Consider the following 17,070-nt stretch of genomic DNA (forward strand, 5'->3'; position numbering starts at 1 on the left):
CCGCCGCTTGACAGCGCCCGGGGACCGCGCGCAACATCGTTCGTATACGAATGATAACCGAAGTGTTCGCCTCTGACATGGTGACAGAAACGACGAGCGCCGTCATCGACAAGATCCGCTGCGATGCTTGTCCGGTGATGTGCTACATCAAGCCGGGCGCAGCGGGCGCTTGCGACCGCTACGCCAATCACGATGGCAAGCTCGTCCGCGTCGATCCGCACGTCATCCTGGAGCGCACGGTCTCGCATGGCGGCAAGCTCGTGCCGTTCAGCCGCACCGAGGACTGGGACGGCAAGATCGTCCATGAGCCTTCGACCTTCGTCACCGCGATCGGCGCGGGCACGACCTATCCCGACTACAAGCCGGCCCCGTTCATCGTCTCAGCTGAGGTCGACGGCGTCGACATGGTAACGGTGGTCACCGAGGGCATCTTCTCCTATTGCGGAATTAAGGTGAAGATCGACACCGACCGCTATCTCGGGCCGGAAACTGCGACCGTGCGCGCGCAAGGGGAGGCGGTCGGCCACGTCACCACCAGCGAATACGGCTCGCAGATGCTGTCGCTCGGCGGCGTGCATCATCTCACCGGCGGCTCCAAGAAGGAGGGCCGCGTCACCTGCGACACGCTGATGGACCTCGCCAATTGCAAGGCGGTCGAACTCACCATCGACGGCGGCGCCACGGTGGTGGTGCAGGCCGGGCAGCCGCCGATCGTCAACGGCGCCAGGGAAGAGCGCATGCGCGTCGGCTGCGGCTCGGCGACGATTGGCATGTTCGCCAAGCAGTGGCACGGCAAGGTCGACGAGGTCGTCGTGGTCGACGATCACATCACCGGCGTGCTCAGCGAGCACCAGGCGGGCAAGCTGCTCGACATCGCCGATACCGGCATCAAGATGAAGGGACGGCGCTCGACCCCCGGCCGCTATTTCCAGGTCGCAGATCCCGGCACGGGCTGGGGCGGCACCAACATCTCCGATCCCTTGTCGATCCTCGGGCCGTTCGATGCCAAGGAAGCGAAGCCCGGCCTGACCATCCTGATGGTCTCCACCACGGGTGAGCATTCATCCTACTACGTGCTCGACGATGCCTTGAAGCCGGTCCAGACCGAGATGCCGGCTGACCTGAGGTTTTCGGTCGAGCGCATCCAGGAAAACTGCGAGCCCGCGTTGTGCACGGTGTTGTTCATGGCGGGAGCGGGCGGCTCGCTACGCGCGGGTGTCACCGACAATCCCGTGCGTTTGACACGCTCGGTGAAGGACGCGCTGACGCGCGTCACCAGCGGCGGGGCGCCGGTCTATGTCTGGCCCGGCGGCGGCATCACCTACATGGTCGATGTGACGCAGATGCCGTCAGGCGCGTTCGGCTATGTGCCGACCCCGGCGCTGGTGGCGCCGATCGAGTTCACCATGAAGCTCTCCGATTATGCTGCGCTCGGCGGCCACATGGATTATGTGAAACCGCTCTCCGAGGTCCAGAATGGCGACGACGTCCGCCAGCTGCCCTGGGCGAATCCGATTCCGGGGCCGCGGGCATGACCAGGCTCCCGCAAATCGCATTGCTGTCTGGTGGCCGGCGGCTGCATTTGCAGGATGGACCGATCGATTTGATCATGGAGGCGAGGGGGACGTCGGGCGAAGTTCGTGCGGCTTATGAGGCTGCGGCGCTGCGGTTCACCGGATTGCTCGACGAACTTTGCGCGGAGCTGACGGAATTGCGGACGGCTGCCGCGGAGCGGACGTCGCTGAAGGGCGTTGTTGCGCGTCGGATGCACGCCGCGGTCGCACCCTATGCCGCCGATTGCTTCATCACGCCCATGGCGGCGGTGGCGGGCAGCGTGGCGGAGGAGATTCTCGACGCAATGCTGCGCGCTGCGACGCTTGATCGCGCCTACGTCAACAATGGTGGCGACATCGCGCTGCATCTCGGTGTGGGCGAGCATTTTTCGCTCGGCCTGATGGATCGGCCCGACCGCGACGGCGTGATGCGGACGATGAGGATCGATGCGAATGATCCTGTGCGGGGCGTCGCGACCAGCGGGCGCCACGGCCGCAGCTTTTCGCTCGGCATCGCCGATGCCGTGACAGTGCTGGCGGCGACTGCATCGCACGCCGATGCGGCGGCGACGATCATCGCCAATGTCGTCGATCTGCCCAGGCATCCCGCCATCATCCGCAAGCCTGCGAACGAGCTTCAGCCCGATAGCGATCTGGGCGCGCGCCTCGTCACCCGCGACGTCGGCGAGCTGTCTCACGATGAGATCGCCGCGGCGCTCGAATCTGGCGCGGAATGTGCACGGCAATTGTTCGATCGCGGACTGATCGAGGGGGCCGTGTTGCAGCTTTGTGGTGATATGCTTGTCATCGGATCGAAAGATATTGAGCGGCAGCGATCGCGCCCGGTTACGCTGGAGAACGCGGTTCATGCCTGAACAGGAAAGAACCTGAGGACACAATCATGAGCGCGATCATCCGCAAGATCGTCACCGTCGTCGAAGAGACGCAGATGGAGATGGGCCGGCAGGTGTCGCCGCCGACGCGGCGTGCTGCTGCGATTGCCGTGATCGAGAATCCGTTTGCTGGAAAATACGTCGAGGATCTGTCGCCCTTGATCGCGATCGGCGAGGAATTGGGCGAGCTCTTGTCGAAGCGTGCGGTGGCCGCGCTCGGCATCGATGGCGCCAAGGCGCAGAGCTACGGCAAGGCGGCTGCCGTCGGCGAGAATGGCGAGCTGGAGCATGCCGCCGCCATCCTCCACCCCAAGATGGGTGCGCCGGTGCGCAAAGTGCTGGGCAAGGGCGCAGCTCTGATCCCCTCCTCGAAGAAGCGCAGCGGCCCGGGCACGACACTGGACATTCCGCTCGGGCACAAGGATGCTGCCTTCGTGCGCAGTCACTTCGACGGCATGGAAGTGCAGATCAACGACGCGCCGCGCGCCAACGAGATCATGGTCGCGGTCGCCGTCACCGACAGCGGCCGTCCGCTGCCGCGCGTCGGCGGGCTGACGGTCGCGGAGATCAAGGGCGAAGACGGTCTGAGATAGAGCATGATCCGGAAAAGTGGGAACCGGTTTTCCGATAAGATCATGCTCGAGAAGTAGATTTCAAACTGGAGGTTGGGATGCGAGCAAGAAATTACTTCGTCGGCGCGGCCTTCGCGCTTCTGGCGGGCGGCATGGCTCATTCGGCCCTGGCGCAGGACATCAAGATCGGCGAGATCAACAGCTATTCGCTGCTGCCGGCGTTCACCGAACCCTATCGCAAGGGCTGGCAGCTTGCGGTCGAGGAGATCAATGCGGCAGGCGGCATCAACGGCAAGAAGCTCGTCGTTATTTCCAAGGATGACGGTGGCAAGCCGGCCGATGCGCAGACCGCGGCCAACGAGCTCGTCTCGAGCGAGGGCGTTGCGATGCTCGCCGGCACGTTCCTGTCGAACATCGGCCTGGCGGTCAGCGACTTCGCCAACCAGAAGAAAGTGTTCTTCCTCGCGGCCGAGCCGCTGACAGACGCCATCACCTGGTCCAAGGGCAACAAATACACCTTCCGCCTGCGTCCCTCCAACTACATGCAGGCGGCGATGCTGGTCGAAGCGGCTGCAAAGCTGCCGGCCAAGCGCTGGGCCACGATCGCGCCGAACTACGAATACGGCCAGTCGGCGGTCGCGGTGTTCAAGAAGCTGATGTCGGAGAAGCGCCCGGACATCCAGTGGGTCGACGAGCAATGGCCGCCGCAAGGCAAGATCGACGCAGGCCCGGTGGTGCAGGCGGTTGCCGCGGCAAATCCGGAAGCGATCCTCAACGTCACCTTCGGCGCGGATCTCGTCAAGCTCGTGCGTGAAGGCAATACCCGCGGCCTGTTCAAGGGACGCGAGGTCGTCTCGTTCCTGACCGGCGAGCCGGAATATCTCGACCCGCTCAAGGACGAGACGCCGGAGGGCTGGATCGTCACCGGCTATCCCTGGTACTCGATCAAGACGCCCGAACATGACGCGTTCCTCAAGGCCTACCAGGCCAAGTACAACGACTATCCGCGCCTCGGCTCGATCGTCGGCTACCAGACCATCAAGTCGGCAGCCGCCATTCTCGCGAAGGCCGGCTCGACCGATCCGGAGAAGCTGATTGCCGCGGCGGAAGGGCTCTCGATGCCGTCGCCATTCGGCGAGATCACCTTCCGCAAGATCGACCATCAGTCGACTCTCGGCGCCTATGTCGGCAAGACCGCGCTGAAGGACGGCAAGGGCGTAATGGTGGACTCGTCTTACAAGAAGGGCGCGGACTACCTGCCCAGCGATGCCGAAGTCGCGAAGCTGCGTCCGAAGGATTGATGCGAAGAGAGACCGGGGCCTCGTGGTTCGAGACGTGCGGCGTTGCCGCGCTCCTCACCAAGAGGGTCCCGGACCTCATCCTGAGGAGGCGCGGAGCGCCGTCTCGAAGGATGAAGCCCAGAACTCAGACTTAACCAACCCGGACCGCCGATGGCCTTTTATGTCGTACAGTTTCTGACCGGTCTCGCCAGCGCAGCGTCGCTGTTCCTGGTGGCGTCGGGCCTGTCGATCATCTTCGGCGTGACCCGGATCGTCAATTTCGCGCATGGCGCCTTCTACATGATCGGCGCCTACATCGCCTTCACGCTGACGGAGCGACTGTCCGGCGCGTTCGGATTCTGGGGCGGCATCGTGCTGGCGGCGCTCGCAGTGGCCGTCATCGGCGTCATCGTCGAGATGGTGCTGCTCCGCCGCATCTATCATGCCCCCGAACTATTCCAGCTGCTCGCGACCTTCGGCCTGACCTTGATGGTCGAGGACCTCGTGGTCCTGATCTGGGGGCCTGACGATCTCGTTGGTCGCCGCGCGCCGGGCTTCAGGGGCGCCATCGATTTCTTCGGCCAGAACATCCCGAGTTATGATCTGTTTCTGATCGTGCTCGGACCCGTCGTGCTCGGCATTCTCTGGCTTCTGTTCCAGCGCACGCGATGGGGCGTGCTGGTGCGCGCGGCGACGCAGGACCGCGACATGGTCGCCGCGCTCGGCGTCAATCAAAAATGGCTGTTCACGTCGGTGTTCGCGGTCGGCGTCTTCCTCGCGGCCCTCGGCGGCGCGCTTCAGATCCCACGCGATGCCGTGCATCACGCCATGGATCTGCGCATCATCGTCGAAGTATTCGTCGTGGTCGTGATCGGCGGCCTCGGCAGTATCGTCGGCGCCTTCGTCGCCGCCGTGCTGGTTTCCGAGCTCAATGCCTTCGGCATCCTGATCTTCCCGAAGATATCCATCATTCTCGTCTTCCTGGTGATGGCGGTAGTGCTGATCGTGCGGCCCTGGGGCCTGTTCGGCAAGCCGGAGGCGGCCGCGCGAAGGACGCCTGGCCTCACCGTCAATCCCTGGCGCCCCCTGACGTCGAACGAACGGCTGGCGGCGCTTGCGGCGCTCCTCGTCGCAGCGATGCTGCCGCTGTTCGCGGGCAATTATCTGCTGACCGTCGGCTCGGAGATCGCGATCTTCGTGATCTTCGCCGTCAGCCTGCACTTCCTGATGTCGGTCGGCGGGCTCGCCTCGTTCGGCCATGCCGCCTATTTCGGCCTCGGCGCCTACGGCGTCGCATTTCTCGCCAAGATGGCGGGGCTGCCGATGATCGTGTGCCTGTTGCTCGGCCCGCTGCTCGGCTGCATGGGCGCCGCCGTGTTCGGCTTCTTCGCGGTGCAGCTCTCCGGCGTCTATTTCGCGATGCTGACGCTGGCTTTCGCGCAGATCGTGTGGTCGATCGCATTCCAGTGGGTGAGCGTGACCGGCGGCGATAACGGCATACTGGGGATCTGGCCGGAAAAGTGGGCGGCCAGTCCGTCGCATTTCTACTGGCTGGCGCTCGGTGTCGCTGCGTCGGTGACCATCGCACTGCGCGCCATGGTGTTCTCGCCGTTCGGCTACGCGCTGCGCGCCACGCGCGACTCGCTGCTGCGCAGCGAGGCGATCGGCATCGATGCCAAGCGCATCCAGTGGACCGCGTTCGTGATCGCCGGCACGACCGCCGGCATCGGCGGTGCGCTGTTCGCCTATCTCAAGGGTAGCGTGTTCCCCGACAATCTCGGCATCTCGCTCTCGGTCGACGCGCTGGTCATGGTGCTGCTCGGCGGTGTCGAGACCGTGTCGGGCGCAGTGATCGGGGCCATCGTCTACAAGGCCCTGAACATCTGGCTGGTCAGCCAGACCGATCTGTCGAAGCTCGTGCTCGGCGGCTTCATCATGCTGATCGTCGTCGTCTTCCCCAAGGGCATCGTCGGCATGCTCGAGATGCTGGTGCAGCGCCGGCGAAAGTCTTCGCCGCCGGGCTCTCCCTTGCTTGCCAAGCCGATCGAGTCTGCCGAATGAGCGCCATACCCCCACTTCTCGCGGTCGAAGGCCTGACCAAATCCTATGGCGGCATCCATGCGGTGCGCGGCGTCTCGTTCTCGCTGCGCGCGGGCGAGATCCTGGCGCTGATCGGCCCGAACGGCGCCGGCAAGAGCACCTGTTTCGACATGCTCAACGGCCAGAACAAGCCCGATAGCGGCCATGTCCGCCTGCTCGGCGAAGAGATCACGGGCAGGAAGCCACGTGAAGTCTGGCGGCTCGGCGTCGGGCGCACGTTCCAGATCACCGCGACCTTCGCAACCATGACCGTGCGTGAGAACGTCCAGGTCGCGCTGATTTCGCATGAGAAGCAGCTCTACAATCTCTGGGGCTCCGCGCCGAAGTTCGATCGAGGCGAGGCCGGCCGCCTGCTCGAGCTGGTCGGCATGGGCGGCTACGCGGATCGTCCCTGCGGCGAGCTTGCCTACGGCGACCTCAAGCGGCTCGAACTTGCGGTCGCGCTCGCCAACCAGCCGAAGCTGCTGTTGATGGACGAGCCGACTGCCGGCATGGCGCCGCGCGAGCGCGTCGATCTGATGCGGCTGACCGCGAGCATCGCGCGGGAGAAATCGATCGGCGTGCTCTTCACCGAGCACGACATGGACGTGGTGTTCGAGCATGCCGACCGCATCATCGTGCTCAATCGCGGTACGTTGATCGCCGAAGGTTCGCCGGCGGAGGTGCGCGGCAATCCTCAGGTGCAGGCGGTCTATCTCGGCGAGGGCCTCGTCTACGATGCCCGCCACCGGGAGGGAACATCGGCATGAAGCTCACGGTGCAAGGCCTCAACAGCCATTACGGTCCCGCCCATATCCTGTTCGACATCGGCTTCGAAGTCGGTGAGGGCGAGGTGGTGGCATTGCTGGGGCGCAACGGCGCGGGCAAGTCGACCACGTTCCGCTCCATCGTGGGCCTCGTCGCCCAGCGCTCCGGCCGCATCATGTTCGAGGGCAAGGATGTCTCGGCGAAGCCGACGCACGAGATCGTGCGCGATGGCCTCGGCTACGTTCCGGAGGAGCGCCGCATCTTCACTGACCTGACCGTCGAGGAAAACCTCGAGGTCGGCCGCCAGCCGAAGCGCCCGAACGCGCCGCACTGGACGCGCGAAAAACTGTTCGCGCTGTTTCCCAATCTGGGCGAGATGAAGAACCGTCCCGGCGGCCGCATGAGCGGCGGCGAGCAGCAGATGCTCACCATCGCGCGCACGCTGATGGGCAATCCTTCGCTCGTGCTGCTCGACGAGCCTTCGGAGGGCCTGTCGCCGAAGATCGTGGAGCAGATGGTCGATGCCATCCTGACCATGAAGAAGGAGGGCGTCAGCATCGTCGTCTCCGAGCAGAATCTGCATTTCGCGCGGCTGATTTCGGATCGCGCCTACATCATCGAGCGCGGTCGCATCTGCTTCGGCGGCACCATGGCCGAACTCGACGCGCGTCCCGATATCCGCGACGCGCATCTGTCGTTGTGAGGCAATGGGAAGGGCTGCGAACGGATGGCGAGAAGTGTGACGGCGAAGAAGAGTGTCAAACCGGCCAAGGCGCTCAACAAGCCGCCTTACGTGCTCGACGAGCAGGTCGGTTTCATCCTGCGCCAGGTCTGGCAGCGCCACAGCTCGATCTTCGCCCGCGACATCGGCACCAATCTGACGCCGACGCAATGGGCCGCATTGTCGAAGCTGGCCGAGACCGGGCCATGCTCGCAGAACCAGCTCGGGCGGCTCACGGCGATGGACGTCGCCACCATCAAGGGCGTGATCGATCGTCTCACCGCGCGCGGCCTGACCGAGACCAGCCAGGATCCCGATGACGGGCGGCGGCTCCTGGTCAGCCTGACGCGCGCAGGTCAGCAGCTTGCGGAGAAGCTGGCGCCCAATGCGCTGGCGATCACGCGCGAGACGCTGGCGCCGCTCGAGCCGAAGGAGCGCGAGCTGCTGATGGCGCTTCTCAATAAGCTGAGGTAAAGGCGGTCTCGTAGGGTGGGTTACGCCTTCGGCTCATCCACCCTACGGCACTGTCATGCCGGCTTACTTCGCCACCACCTCCGGCACCTTGCCGGCCGGCGGCGTGTTGCGGCTGCGCTGGGTGCGCACGATGCCGTCGATGATGGTCATGCCGATGCCTGGGAGGTCGCCGAGCTGGACGCTCTCCAGGATGTTCTTGCCGGGCGAGTGCTGCGCCTTGTCCATGATGACGAAGTCGGCGGAGCGGCCGACCTCGATCAGGCCGCAATCGAGCTGCCGCATCCGCGCGGTATTGCCGGTGGCAAGGCAGAAGGCGATCTCGGCCGGCAGGTCGCCGAGCGAGGACAGCATCGAGACCATGCGCAAGATGCCGAGCGGCTGCACGCCGGAGCCGGCAGGCGCGTCGGTGCCGAGGATGACGCGGTGCAGGTCGCCCATCTCGCGCGCGGTGCGCAGCGTGAACAAGGCCGAGCGCTCGTTGCCGTTGTGCACGAGCTCGAGGCCGCGCTTGCAGCCCTCGCAAATGCAGCGGATCTGGTCATCGGGCAATGCGGTGTGACCGCCATTGATGTGGCCGACGACGTCGGTGTCGGCTTCCAGCACCACGTCCTTGTCGATCAGGCCGGAGCCGGGGATCGACGGGCCGCCGGTGTGGATGGTGCTCTGGATGCCGTATTTGCGGGCCCAGCCGACCATCTTGCGCGCGGTCGGGCCGTCCTTGACGCCGCCGAGGCCGACTTCGCCGAGCAACTTGACGCCGTTGGCAGCCATCTCCTTGAAATCTTCCTCGACCATCTCGCATTCGATCACCGGCGCGCCGGCGTGAACCTTCACGCCGCCGGGACGCAAGGTCCAGAACGCGCGCTGGGCGAACACGGCCATCGCTTTGAGGCCCACCACGTCGCGGGGGCGGCCGGGCATGTGCACTTCGCCCGCGGAGATCATGGTGGTGACGCCGCCATGGAGGTAGCTGTCGATCCAGTTGATCTGGTTCTGGCGCGGCGTCCAGTCGCCGGCGACGGGGTGGACATGGCTGTCGATCAGGCCCGGCGCCACCGTGGTGCCCTGAGCATCGACGATGGTGGTCGCGCCTTCCGTATTGACGTCCTTGTAGCGGCCGATGGCGGTGATCTTGCCGTTCTCGGCGACGATGGTGTCGCCGTCCAGGATCGGCTTTTCCAAGGCGCCGGACAGGATCAGGCCGATATTTCGGATCACAAGCTTCGAGGGTCCGGTGGCCTGGGGTGCGTCATGCGCCATGGAAGGGCTCCTTATTCCTAACTGCAACGCTTCCGATCTTGGGCAGCCTTGACCCCGGGATCAAGCCGGATTATTCATTAGTATACAAATGATCGTGTACTAACGACGCATAGCTGACCGCCTCGAGACCGCAAGCAAGCGATTACGGAAGGGTGAGATGAGCAATTTCAATCAGGAAAGCGTTTTGAGCGTCCACCACTGGACCGACACGCTGTTCTCCTTCAAGACCACCCGCAGCCCGACCTTCCGTTTCCGCAACGGCGAATTCACCATGATCGGGCTCAAGGTCGGCGAGAAGCCGCTGCTGCGGGCCTACAGCGTCGCCAGCGCCAATTACGAGGACACGCTTGAGTTCTTCTCGATCAAGGTGCCGGACGGCCCGCTGACCTCGCGGCTTCAGCATCTGAAGGAAGGCGACGAGATCATCGTCAGCCGCAAGGCGACCGGCACGCTGGTGATCGACAATCTGGAGGAGGGGCGCAACCTCTACCTCATCGGCACCGGCACGGGCCTCGCGCCTTTCCTGAGCGTGATCAAGGATCCCGAGACCTATGAGCGGTTCGAGAAGGTCGTGCTGCTGCACGGCTGCCGCCACGTGAAGGAGCTCGCCTATGGCGAGATGATCACCGAGCATCTGCCGAAGGACGAGCTGCTCGGCGAGTACATCCGCAATCAGCTGATTTACTATCCGACCGTGACCCGCGATCCTTTCCGCAACCGCGGCCGTATCACCGACCTCATCACCTCAGGCAAGCTGTTCGCCGATACCGGCCTGCCGGTGCTGGAAGCAGTCCGGGATCGTGTCATGATCTGCGGCAGCCCGGCGCTGGTCGCGGACACCCGCGTGCTCCTGGGCGAGCGCGGCTTGGTCGAGGGCAATCACGGCGAGCCGGCCCAGTTTGTGGTCGAAAAGGCCTTTGCCGAGCGCTGATTACGAGATTTTCTCGCAATAAGACCGCATTTTCGCCGCGCGCGGCCCGTTGCGGCGCCGATTCGGCGCTTGATACACTGTAGGAACGAATCAGCGGAGTTCCCACATGGTTGCGGACAGCGACAGCAACATCGCCTGGCACCGGGTTCAGTTGAAGAAGAATCGCGCTGAGTTGAAGGCGCTGGAGACCGCACGCTTCACGATGGGCGAGATCGCCTCATCGAAGCGGAATGGCCAAACCCAGAAGGCGGTCGCGGAACTCAAGCGGAAGATCGCGCAATCAGAGCGCGCGATTGCCGATCACGACAAGCGCACACGCCGTCCGCTCGCAACCGACCTGCAGAGCCTCAGTAATGGCAGCTGGAGCCATTGGGACGCCTACACCCAGCAGCGCAAGACTGGCCAGCGTTCGCCCGGGGGCGGGTAGGCGCATCTCTTCCACGTCTGCGGTCGATGAAAAGGCGCCTCCTTGCGGCGGCGGCGCCATGCACCATCTCGGTGATACGCTACCAATCGCCCCGGTGATCCCATGACAGCACGCCTCGATTTCACCAGCGAGGCCTTCTTTCGCGATCCGCCCAAAGCGATCGCGACCTTGCGCATGTCCGGCCCTGTGGTTGCGACGCGATTCCCCATCATCGGCGATGTCTGGATCACCACGACCCATGATGCGACAGCACAGGTGCTGAAGGATGGCACGACCTTCACGCTGCGCAAGGAGGACGGCGACGTCGCGGGCCTGCGCTGGTGGATGCCGAGATACGTCAGGACCATTGCCAACAACATGCTGACGATGGACGAGCCGGATCACACGCGGCTGCGCAGCATCGTGGACGAGGCCTTTCGCCGCCGCGCGATCGTTGCAATGGAGCCACGCATCCGTGCCATCGCCGACACGCTTGCCGACGAACTGTTCGCAGCGGGAAGCCCGGCCGATCTCGTCCAGCGCTACGCGCGCATCCTGCCGCTCGCGGTGATCTCGGAGCTCCTGGGCCTGCCGCCGGCCGATCGTCCGAAATTCATCGCCTGGGCCAACGAGATGTCCTCGCTGACGAATGTCGTCAGCTTCTTCCGCTTGCTGTTCGCGTTCCGCAAGATGCGAGTCTACCTCGAACAGCAGTTGCAGCTTGCACGCGCGCATGGAGGCGAGGGCCTGATCGCCGAACTGGTCCAGGTCGAGCGCGAGGGCGGTCAGATCACGCCGGACGAAATGGTTTCGATGGTATTCCTGCTGCTCGCCGCGGGTTCGGAGACGACCACTCATCTCGTCAGCGGTTCCGCGTATGAGCTTCTCAGAAATCCCGACTTGCGCGACTGGCTGGAACAGGACTGGAGCCGTGTCGGGCTTGCGGTGGAGGAGTTCCTGCGGTCCGTGTCGCCGGTGCAATTCTCCAAACCCCGCTATGTGCGCCGCGACGTCGATGTCGAAGGCGTGCGCCTGAAGAAGGGCGACCGCGTCATGGTGATGCTTGCCGCCGCAAACATGGATCCGGCGGTGCATGATCGTCCCGAGCGCCTCGATCTCGAACGCAAGCCGAACCGCCATATCTCGTTCGGCACGGGAATCCATTTCTGCCTTGGCCATCAACTCGCGCGCATCGAGGCGGCCTGCGCGCTGGAGGCGCTGTTCGTGCGTTGGCCGAAATTGAGTCTGGCCGTCGATGCCACTGAGATCCGCTGGCGCAAGCGGCCGGGCTTGCGCGCGATCGCGAAGCTTCCCGTCACGGCAGAGGGCCGCGGAACAGAGACGACTGCACGCACGGGAACGAGGGACGATCGTTCCCTCACCACGGCGAACTGACAACGCTCTTTCGGAAGATCTTCGCCTGGTGTGATCGGCCAGGAACGGTGTGCCGTTCGTGCTGTTGTCATCCGGACATGACGCGGAGGGAAGTTCCTTTGAGCGCATGTCGCAGATCGACGTCTTAACGGGAGACAAGATCATGGCCAGCAAGATGCCACCTGTTCCACCGGACAATCAGAGCCGCAAGGGAACCGGCGATCGCAAGCAGATGTCCGCCGATCAGATGCCGCACGGTCAGGAGCGTGTACAGAGTCCGGATCAGCAGGGACAGCAGGGCAACATCAAGCAGAACACGACCAATCAAGGCTATCAGCAAGATCGCTGAGGAGGACGACATTCATGTCGACATCCACGAAGACACCGAACAGCATTCGTCAGGGCGGACCCGGCGCCTCGCATGAGAACGCGAAGGCACCATTAGAGGTCAAGAAGCCACCGGCGGACCATCCGCAGCGCAGCCACAGCCGGGTGTCCGGCGGCGGTGGCGAGCACGATTCCCATCACAGGCACGACGAGGCCGGAAAGGGCGGAGGCAGGTGACGATTGGAGATCAGCATGCAAGGCAAGAAGACTCACGAGCAGCAGGTGCGCATTCTCGAACGCAAGCCTGATGTTCCCGATGCGAGGGAGCTCGATCAGGCGTCTGGCCGCAACGTCCAGGATACCGCCGTTCATCGTTCGCGGCCGGAAGCGCGTCACAGCGAGTTTCCGGTGAGCCGCGGCGGTCTCAACCAGGAAAGCGATCACAACAAGCACAACGATCCCGGCCAGAGCGGCCACAAGCCGCCCAAACCGACGACGGCGCAACAGAAGCACTAATCCATCGGAAGACCACTGCAAGAGGAGAGACGGATGCCAGGTGGGCACGGCAGCAAGACGCACTTCAGATCGGGCATGCATGGCAAAGGCGACGGCACCGGCGCATTGACCGACGTGCCGAAGGAGATGATCGGCGACAACATGGTCCTGGCCAACCGCGACAAGAAACAGCATTCGGACATTCGTGGCATGGACGGCAAGTCCATCCAGACCGAACAATATCAGGACCACGCAGCAAACCGGCTCGATGAGAAGCCGGAGGCCGACGAGACCTGAATGGAGCGTTCCTCCCGCCAACTTGCGGACCGGTGTTCAGCCGGTCCGCTTTTTTGTGGGCGCAAGGTCACGCTCCCAGCCGAACACCGAACGGCCATCGAGATCCGGTGAGGCCGCACGTTCACTGGCGATGAAAGCCTCAACCGAGGGGCCGCGCCCGGTCCGCTCCAGCCGCCGCGCTTGTTCGTCAAGACGCTTGATCGCATGCATCTCTTCCTCGCGTCCGAGCTTGGCGTTCTGGATCGCGCCCTTCAGCACCCGGATGGTCTCGTCATAGACCTTGATCGGAACGGGATAGGGATGCCGGTCCTTGCCGCCATGGGCGAGCGAGAAACGCGCGGGATCCCTGAAGCGATAGGGGGCGCCGTGCACGACCTCAGCGACCATCGCGAGTGAGCGCACGGTACGCGCGCCGACGCCCGGCGTGAGCAGCAGCTCCGGGAAATCGACCGGGCCCCGCTCGGCCGCCGCGGCCAGCGTGCCGTGCAGGCGGCGCGCGAACACGTCCTTGGGACGGACGTCGTGATGGGCAGGCATGATCAGATGCGGCAGCGTGCCCTGTGCCGGCGTGGCCCCGGTGCCGATGAGCCGTTCGAATTCGGAGACGATGCGATCCGGGCCGAGACCGGAGAGCATTTCGAGCTGCGCCGTTCGAGAGATGTCGGCGCGATGATCGGTGAGATTGACGATCTCTCCCTGTTGCGGCCCGTCGATTGCGCTGTGCGGTGCATCGACAAAGCTCTTCAGCGCCTCGGAATGCCAGTGATAGCGCCGCGCCTGCCGCTTGTCGCCGTTCATGCCCTGCTGCACCACCGTCCATTTGGCGTCGGCCGTCACGAAGAAGCCGTGCAGGTAAAGGTCGAAACCGTCCTGGACCGCGGCGCTGTCGACCTTGGCCACCAGACGGCTGGCGCGCGTCAGCTTCGCGCCGTCGAAGCCGACGCGGTCGGCGAGCTGCAACAACTCGTCCGGCGTCTTGCGCGAATGCTGACCTCGGCCGCCACAGACATAAATTCCGAGCTCGTCCTGAAGCGGTCCGAGCCCGCGCTTCAGTGCGCCGATCACCGAGGTGGTGATGCCGGAGGAGTGCCAGTCCATCCCCATCACGGCGCCAAACGACTGGAACCAGAACGGATGCGACAGCCGTTGGAGGAACGCATCGCGGCCGTAATGATGCACGATCGCTTGAGTGACGATCGCGCCCAGCGAGGACATGCGACTCGCCAGCCACGGCGGAACCCGTCCGGTGTGAAGAGGGAGATCGGCGCTGCCAGTTCGTCGAGTCATGGGCTGCTGAAGCTAGCGCAATTCGGGGACGCTTGCATCAGCGGATTGCTGCTTTGCCCTGAACGGGGGAGCCAAGCCGGCCGGAAGGCGTTGAGCGCCCTGGTGCGCATGCAATGACGGGGACGACAGTGAATTGGCAGACCCTCATGGCCGACATCGACAGGATGTTCGGCTGGATACCTTCATGGTTCATTGGCCTTAGCCTTGTTGCCGGCGCTATGCTGCTCGCGCTGCTGGTCTATCGGGTCGCCATATGGCTGTTCGGCCGCGCATTCGGAACCCGTTTTCCCATTCTGAGCGTGTTCATCGATCGGACCGCGGGACCGGCCCAACTCGCTCTTTGTCTGGCTGCCGTGGCACTGGTGCTGCCGGTCGCGCCGCTGGACGACGCGATCCGCACGCCGCTGATACGGCTGTTCGTCGTGGCCTTCATCGCGCTGATCGGCTGGATCTCGATCCGGATCGTCGACATGAGTGCGGCGCGCTATCTCCAGAACTTTCGCGACGTCACCGAGAATTTCATCGCACGCAAGCATGTCACGCAGGTGCGTGTGTTCAAGCGCGTCACCGACACGATCATTATCGTCATCACGGTGTCGACAGCATTGATGACGTTCGACTCGGTGAGGCAGTATGGCGTCAGCCTGTTCGCCTCCGCCGGCGCAGCCGGTATCATCGTCGGACTTGCCGCCCGGCCGCTGCTGAGCAACCTGATCGCGGGCTTGCAGATCGCGATCACCCAGCCGATCCGGATCGAGGACGCCGTGATCATCGAGAACGAATGGGGCTGGGTCGAGGACATCGCTTCGACCTATGTCGTGATCCGGCTGTGGGACTGGCGCCGCATGGTGGTGCCGCTGTCCTATTTCATCGAGAAGCCGTTCCAGAACTGGACGCGCGATACCGCATCCCTCATCGGCGTGATCGCGCTCCATGTCGACTATCGTGCCGACGTTCCACGCATCAGGAGCTGGCTGGAGCAGGCGGTGAAGCAGTCACAGCTGTGGGACGGCGAGGTGGTCAATCTGCAGGTGATCGATGCCGATGCGCGCACCATCGAGCTTCGGGCGCTGGTCAGCGCCAGGAATGCACCGCAGTCCTGGGACCTGCGCTGCGAAATCAGGGAGAAGCTCGTGGCCTTCATTCGCGACGAGATGCCGGAAGCGCTGCCGCGCGAACGCGCGGTCCTGATCCCGTCGGGCGACGATGATGCCGATCTCGTTCGATGCGTCACGCCGCCGGAGCGGACGCGGGCGAGCGCGCGCAATTGACTCCGCGATCAGCCGGCGCCGACCACGGCGGCGTCGGCCTGCCGATCCGCGCGCCGGCGCGGCTTGCGCAGCTTCCGCCGGGCCCAGATCAGGAGCCCCGTCGACAGCAGCGTCAGAAGGGCGATCGATGTGATGACGTTGAGAGGCGAAGCGATCAGGGCCGACCAGTTTCCCTCATGGATCAGCCGCGGCCAGTTGCGCGGCAACGGCGCGACCCCGCTCGAATTGACCGCGTAAGCGCGCAGTTCTCCGCCCTCGTTGAGTCGCGCCATCACGCGACCGCCGCGCGTACCGATCGAGATCACATGCGAGAGGTCGTGCTGGTCTGCGACCATGCGAACCGCCTCCGCCAGGGCAATGGGACGTCCGCCGTCCGCCGGAGCGGCTCCGCCCTGCAGTGTCAACCCAAAGGCCATGCACAGGCCCGTCAAGGGACTGAGCAGGATCAGCGGCAGCGCGAACCATGCGATGCCCTTGTGCCATCCGGAAAGCGTGTTGCGCAGCCGCGGCAGTCCCATGAGAAGGCCCAGCAGCATGATGACGACCAGGGCAACGGTCGACGTCGTCACCAGCCAGGCCCGGCCGAGCAACCGCTCGTGCGTGACGCGCGCCCAAAGGAAGATATCGGAGACGGCGGAGCCGCTGACAGCAGCTTCGCCGGTCACGAGGTCGATCACCGGCACGCCTGCGCCTTGCAGCGTCATCTGCTGACGCGATGCATCGAACGAGAGGCCGCGCGCCTTGTTATCAGGATCGTACCGCTTCATCAGTCCGATGACGCGAGAAGATTCGATCTCCGGACCGCCGGTGCGACTGACTTGCGCCAAGGGCTCGAACGACAGGATCAAGCCTGTGACCATGATGACGAGCAGGGGCAGCGTGAAAACCAGGGTGATCCAGCGATGCAGAGTCAGCATTGCGGGCTTGCTCATTCGTCATCTCCTTCATCCTGCGATCGTGCTCGTGCAGCACGGCGAAGACAAATGACGCTTTATCCATGTTGTTGCGTTGATTTACAGCAACCGCACGCACGCCAGCCGGATGTCATCTGACATCTCCAGCTACTGGTGGAGCATCGAGCG

The 17,070-nt window shown here is 64.2% G+C and carries 19 protein-coding genes; 16 read left to right on the top strand and 3 right to left on the bottom strand.

What is annotated here, in order from left to right; translation table 11 throughout:
- Window positions 1-77 precede the first annotated feature (77 nt).
- From ABIG06_RS27370 to ABIG06_RS27405, 8 genes are all read left to right on the top strand, one after another.
- Window positions 78-1,535, top strand: a complete 1,458-nt coding sequence (locus ABIG06_RS27370) for a 6-hydroxynicotinate reductase (protein ID WP_370140915.1) — start codon at window positions 78-80, stop codon at window positions 1,533-1,535.
- A complete protein-coding gene (locus ABIG06_RS27375; RefSeq protein WP_370139318.1) occupies window positions 1,532-2,428 on the top strand; it encodes a UPF0280 family protein in 897 nt (298 codons plus the stop codon). The genes ABIG06_RS27370 and ABIG06_RS27375 overlap by 4 nt, the downstream gene beginning before the upstream one ends.
- A gap of 26 nt (window positions 2,429-2,454) precedes the next feature.
- Complete coding sequence (locus ABIG06_RS27380; RefSeq protein WP_024338309.1) at window positions 2,455-3,039, top strand: amino acid synthesis family protein; 585 nt, start codon at window positions 2,455-2,457, stop codon at window positions 3,037-3,039.
- A gap of 77 nt (window positions 3,040-3,116) precedes the next feature.
- Window positions 3,117-4,319 (top strand): ABC transporter substrate-binding protein, encoded by a 1,203-nt coding sequence (locus ABIG06_RS27385; protein WP_194387890.1) that lies wholly within the window; start codon window positions 3,117-3,119, stop codon window positions 4,317-4,319.
- A 150-nt stretch (window positions 4,320-4,469) separates the two neighbouring features.
- Window positions 4,470-6,359 (top strand): ABC transporter permease, encoded by a 1,890-nt coding sequence (locus tag ABIG06_RS27390; RefSeq protein WP_370139319.1) that lies wholly within the window; start codon window positions 4,470-4,472, stop codon window positions 6,357-6,359.
- Window positions 6,356-7,147, top strand: coding sequence for an ABC transporter ATP-binding protein (locus ABIG06_RS27395; protein ID WP_124158685.1), 792 nt, complete (start codon window positions 6,356-6,358; stop codon window positions 7,145-7,147). Before ABIG06_RS27390 ends, ABIG06_RS27395 begins: the two co-directional genes overlap by 4 nt.
- Window positions 7,144-7,848, top strand: coding sequence for an ABC transporter ATP-binding protein (locus ABIG06_RS27400; RefSeq protein WP_124158686.1), 705 nt, complete (start codon window positions 7,144-7,146; stop codon window positions 7,846-7,848). The genes ABIG06_RS27395 and ABIG06_RS27400 overlap by 4 nt, the downstream gene beginning before the upstream one ends.
- Window positions 7,849-7,872: 24 nt before the next feature.
- Window positions 7,873-8,340, top strand: a complete 468-nt coding sequence (locus ABIG06_RS27405; protein ID WP_124158687.1) for a MarR family winged helix-turn-helix transcriptional regulator — start codon at window positions 7,873-7,875, stop codon at window positions 8,338-8,340.
- Between the two features lie 63 nt (window positions 8,341-8,403).
- On the opposite strand, the gene ABIG06_RS27410 is transcribed toward ABIG06_RS27405, so the two are convergent.
- On the bottom strand, window positions 8,404-9,600 hold the full coding sequence (locus ABIG06_RS27410; RefSeq protein WP_061877676.1) for an amidohydrolase family protein: 1,197 nt from the start codon (window positions 9,598-9,600) through the stop codon (window positions 8,404-8,406).
- Window positions 9,601-9,757: 157 nt separating this feature from the next.
- Between ABIG06_RS27410 and ABIG06_RS27415 the strand changes: the two genes are divergently transcribed.
- The 7 genes from ABIG06_RS27415 (at window position 9,758) to ABIG06_RS27445 (ending at window position 13,430) form a co-directional block, all read left to right on the top strand.
- Window positions 9,758-10,531 (top strand): ferredoxin--NADP reductase, encoded by a 774-nt coding sequence (locus tag ABIG06_RS27415; protein ID WP_370139320.1) that lies wholly within the window; start codon window positions 9,758-9,760, stop codon window positions 10,529-10,531.
- A 106-nt stretch (window positions 10,532-10,637) separates the two neighbouring features.
- Window positions 10,638-10,958 (top strand): hypothetical protein, encoded by a 321-nt coding sequence (locus tag ABIG06_RS27420; protein WP_124158689.1) that lies wholly within the window; start codon window positions 10,638-10,640, stop codon window positions 10,956-10,958.
- A gap of 102 nt (window positions 10,959-11,060) precedes the next feature.
- Window positions 11,061-12,332 carry a cytochrome P450 gene (locus tag ABIG06_RS27425; RefSeq protein WP_370139321.1) on the top strand — a complete coding sequence of 424 codons (1,272 nt, stop codon included), beginning with the start codon at window positions 11,061-11,063 and terminating at the stop codon, window positions 12,330-12,332.
- A gap of 142 nt (window positions 12,333-12,474) precedes the next feature.
- Window positions 12,475-12,660 carry a hypothetical protein gene (locus tag ABIG06_RS27430; protein WP_370140916.1) on the top strand — a complete coding sequence of 62 codons (186 nt, stop codon included), beginning with the start codon at window positions 12,475-12,477 and terminating at the stop codon, window positions 12,658-12,660.
- A 14-nt stretch (window positions 12,661-12,674) separates the two neighbouring features.
- Entirely contained in the window at window positions 12,675-12,875 is a 201-nt protein-coding gene (locus tag ABIG06_RS27435) for a hypothetical protein (RefSeq protein ID WP_370139322.1), read from the top strand.
- Window positions 12,876-12,890: 15 nt separating this feature from the next.
- Window positions 12,891-13,154 carry a hypothetical protein gene (locus tag ABIG06_RS27440; protein ID WP_124158691.1) on the top strand — a complete coding sequence of 88 codons (264 nt, stop codon included), beginning with the start codon at window positions 12,891-12,893 and terminating at the stop codon, window positions 13,152-13,154.
- A gap of 33 nt (window positions 13,155-13,187) precedes the next feature.
- Window positions 13,188-13,430: a hypothetical protein gene (locus tag ABIG06_RS27445; RefSeq protein WP_370139323.1), complete on the top strand. Its 243-nt coding sequence runs from the start codon at window positions 13,188-13,190 to the stop codon at window positions 13,428-13,430.
- A 36-nt stretch (window positions 13,431-13,466) separates the two neighbouring features.
- Here the strand turns inward: ABIG06_RS27445 and ABIG06_RS27450 are convergent, their stop codons facing one another.
- Window positions 13,467-14,717 carry a DUF763 domain-containing protein gene (locus tag ABIG06_RS27450; protein WP_370139324.1) on the bottom strand — a complete coding sequence of 417 codons (1,251 nt, stop codon included), beginning with the start codon at window positions 14,715-14,717 and terminating at the stop codon, window positions 13,467-13,469.
- Between the two features lie 128 nt (window positions 14,718-14,845).
- Here ABIG06_RS27450 and ABIG06_RS27455 point away from each other — a divergent pair, with 128 nt between their 5' ends.
- Complete coding sequence (locus ABIG06_RS27455; RefSeq protein ID WP_370140917.1) at window positions 14,846-15,988, top strand: mechanosensitive ion channel family protein; 1,143 nt, start codon at window positions 14,846-14,848, stop codon at window positions 15,986-15,988.
- Between the two features lie 8 nt (window positions 15,989-15,996).
- Here the strand turns inward: ABIG06_RS27455 and ABIG06_RS27460 are convergent, their stop codons facing one another.
- On the bottom strand, window positions 15,997-16,920 hold the full coding sequence (locus tag ABIG06_RS27460; RefSeq protein ID WP_370139325.1) for a PepSY domain-containing protein: 924 nt from the start codon (window positions 16,918-16,920) through the stop codon (window positions 15,997-15,999).
- Between the last annotated feature and the right edge of the window lie 150 nt (window positions 16,921-17,070).

This window comes from Bradyrhizobium sp. USDA 326 (assembly GCF_049739485.1).
In the GTDB taxonomy this organism is placed as follows: domain Bacteria; phylum Pseudomonadota; class Alphaproteobacteria; order Rhizobiales; family Xanthobacteraceae; genus Bradyrhizobium.

Bases quoted from the DNA above. Each gene is read 5' to 3' on its own strand.
- ABIG06_RS27370 (WP_370140915.1), top strand. From the start codon at position 78: ATGGTGACAGAAACGACGAGCGCCGTCATCGACAAGATCCGCTGCGAT.
- ABIG06_RS27375 (WP_370139318.1), top strand. From the start codon at position 1,532: ATGACCAGGCTCCCGCAAATCGCATTGCTGTCTGGTGGCCGGCGGCTG.
- ABIG06_RS27380 (WP_024338309.1), top strand. From the start codon at position 2,455: ATGAGCGCGATCATCCGCAAGATCGTCACCGTCGTCGAAGAGACGCAG.
- ABIG06_RS27385 (WP_194387890.1), top strand. From the start codon at position 3,117: ATGCGAGCAAGAAATTACTTCGTCGGCGCGGCCTTCGCGCTTCTGGCG.
- ABIG06_RS27390 (WP_370139319.1), top strand. From the start codon at position 4,470: ATGGCCTTTTATGTCGTACAGTTTCTGACCGGTCTCGCCAGCGCAGCG.
- ABIG06_RS27395 (WP_124158685.1), top strand. From the start codon at position 6,356: ATGAGCGCCATACCCCCACTTCTCGCGGTCGAAGGCCTGACCAAATCC.
- ABIG06_RS27400 (WP_124158686.1), top strand. From the start codon at position 7,144: ATGAAGCTCACGGTGCAAGGCCTCAACAGCCATTACGGTCCCGCCCAT.
- ABIG06_RS27405 (WP_124158687.1), top strand. From the start codon at position 7,873: ATGGCGAGAAGTGTGACGGCGAAGAAGAGTGTCAAACCGGCCAAGGCG.
- ABIG06_RS27410 (WP_061877676.1), bottom strand. From the start codon at position 9,600: ATGGCGCATGACGCACCCCAGGCCACCGGACCCTCGAAGCTTGTGATC.
- ABIG06_RS27415 (WP_370139320.1), top strand. From the start codon at position 9,758: ATGAGCAATTTCAATCAGGAAAGCGTTTTGAGCGTCCACCACTGGACC.
- ABIG06_RS27420 (WP_124158689.1), top strand. From the start codon at position 10,638: ATGGTTGCGGACAGCGACAGCAACATCGCCTGGCACCGGGTTCAGTTG.
- ABIG06_RS27425 (WP_370139321.1), top strand. From the start codon at position 11,061: ATGACAGCACGCCTCGATTTCACCAGCGAGGCCTTCTTTCGCGATCCG.
- ABIG06_RS27430 (WP_370140916.1), top strand. From the start codon at position 12,475: ATGGCCAGCAAGATGCCACCTGTTCCACCGGACAATCAGAGCCGCAAG.
- ABIG06_RS27435 (WP_370139322.1), top strand. From the start codon at position 12,675: ATGTCGACATCCACGAAGACACCGAACAGCATTCGTCAGGGCGGACCC.
- ABIG06_RS27440 (WP_124158691.1), top strand. From the start codon at position 12,891: ATGCAAGGCAAGAAGACTCACGAGCAGCAGGTGCGCATTCTCGAACGC.
- ABIG06_RS27445 (WP_370139323.1), top strand. From the start codon at position 13,188: ATGCCAGGTGGGCACGGCAGCAAGACGCACTTCAGATCGGGCATGCAT.
- ABIG06_RS27450 (WP_370139324.1), bottom strand. From the start codon at position 14,717: ATGACTCGACGAACTGGCAGCGCCGATCTCCCTCTTCACACCGGACGG.
- ABIG06_RS27460 (WP_370139325.1), bottom strand. From the start codon at position 16,920: ATGAGCAAGCCCGCAATGCTGACTCTGCATCGCTGGATCACCCTGGTT.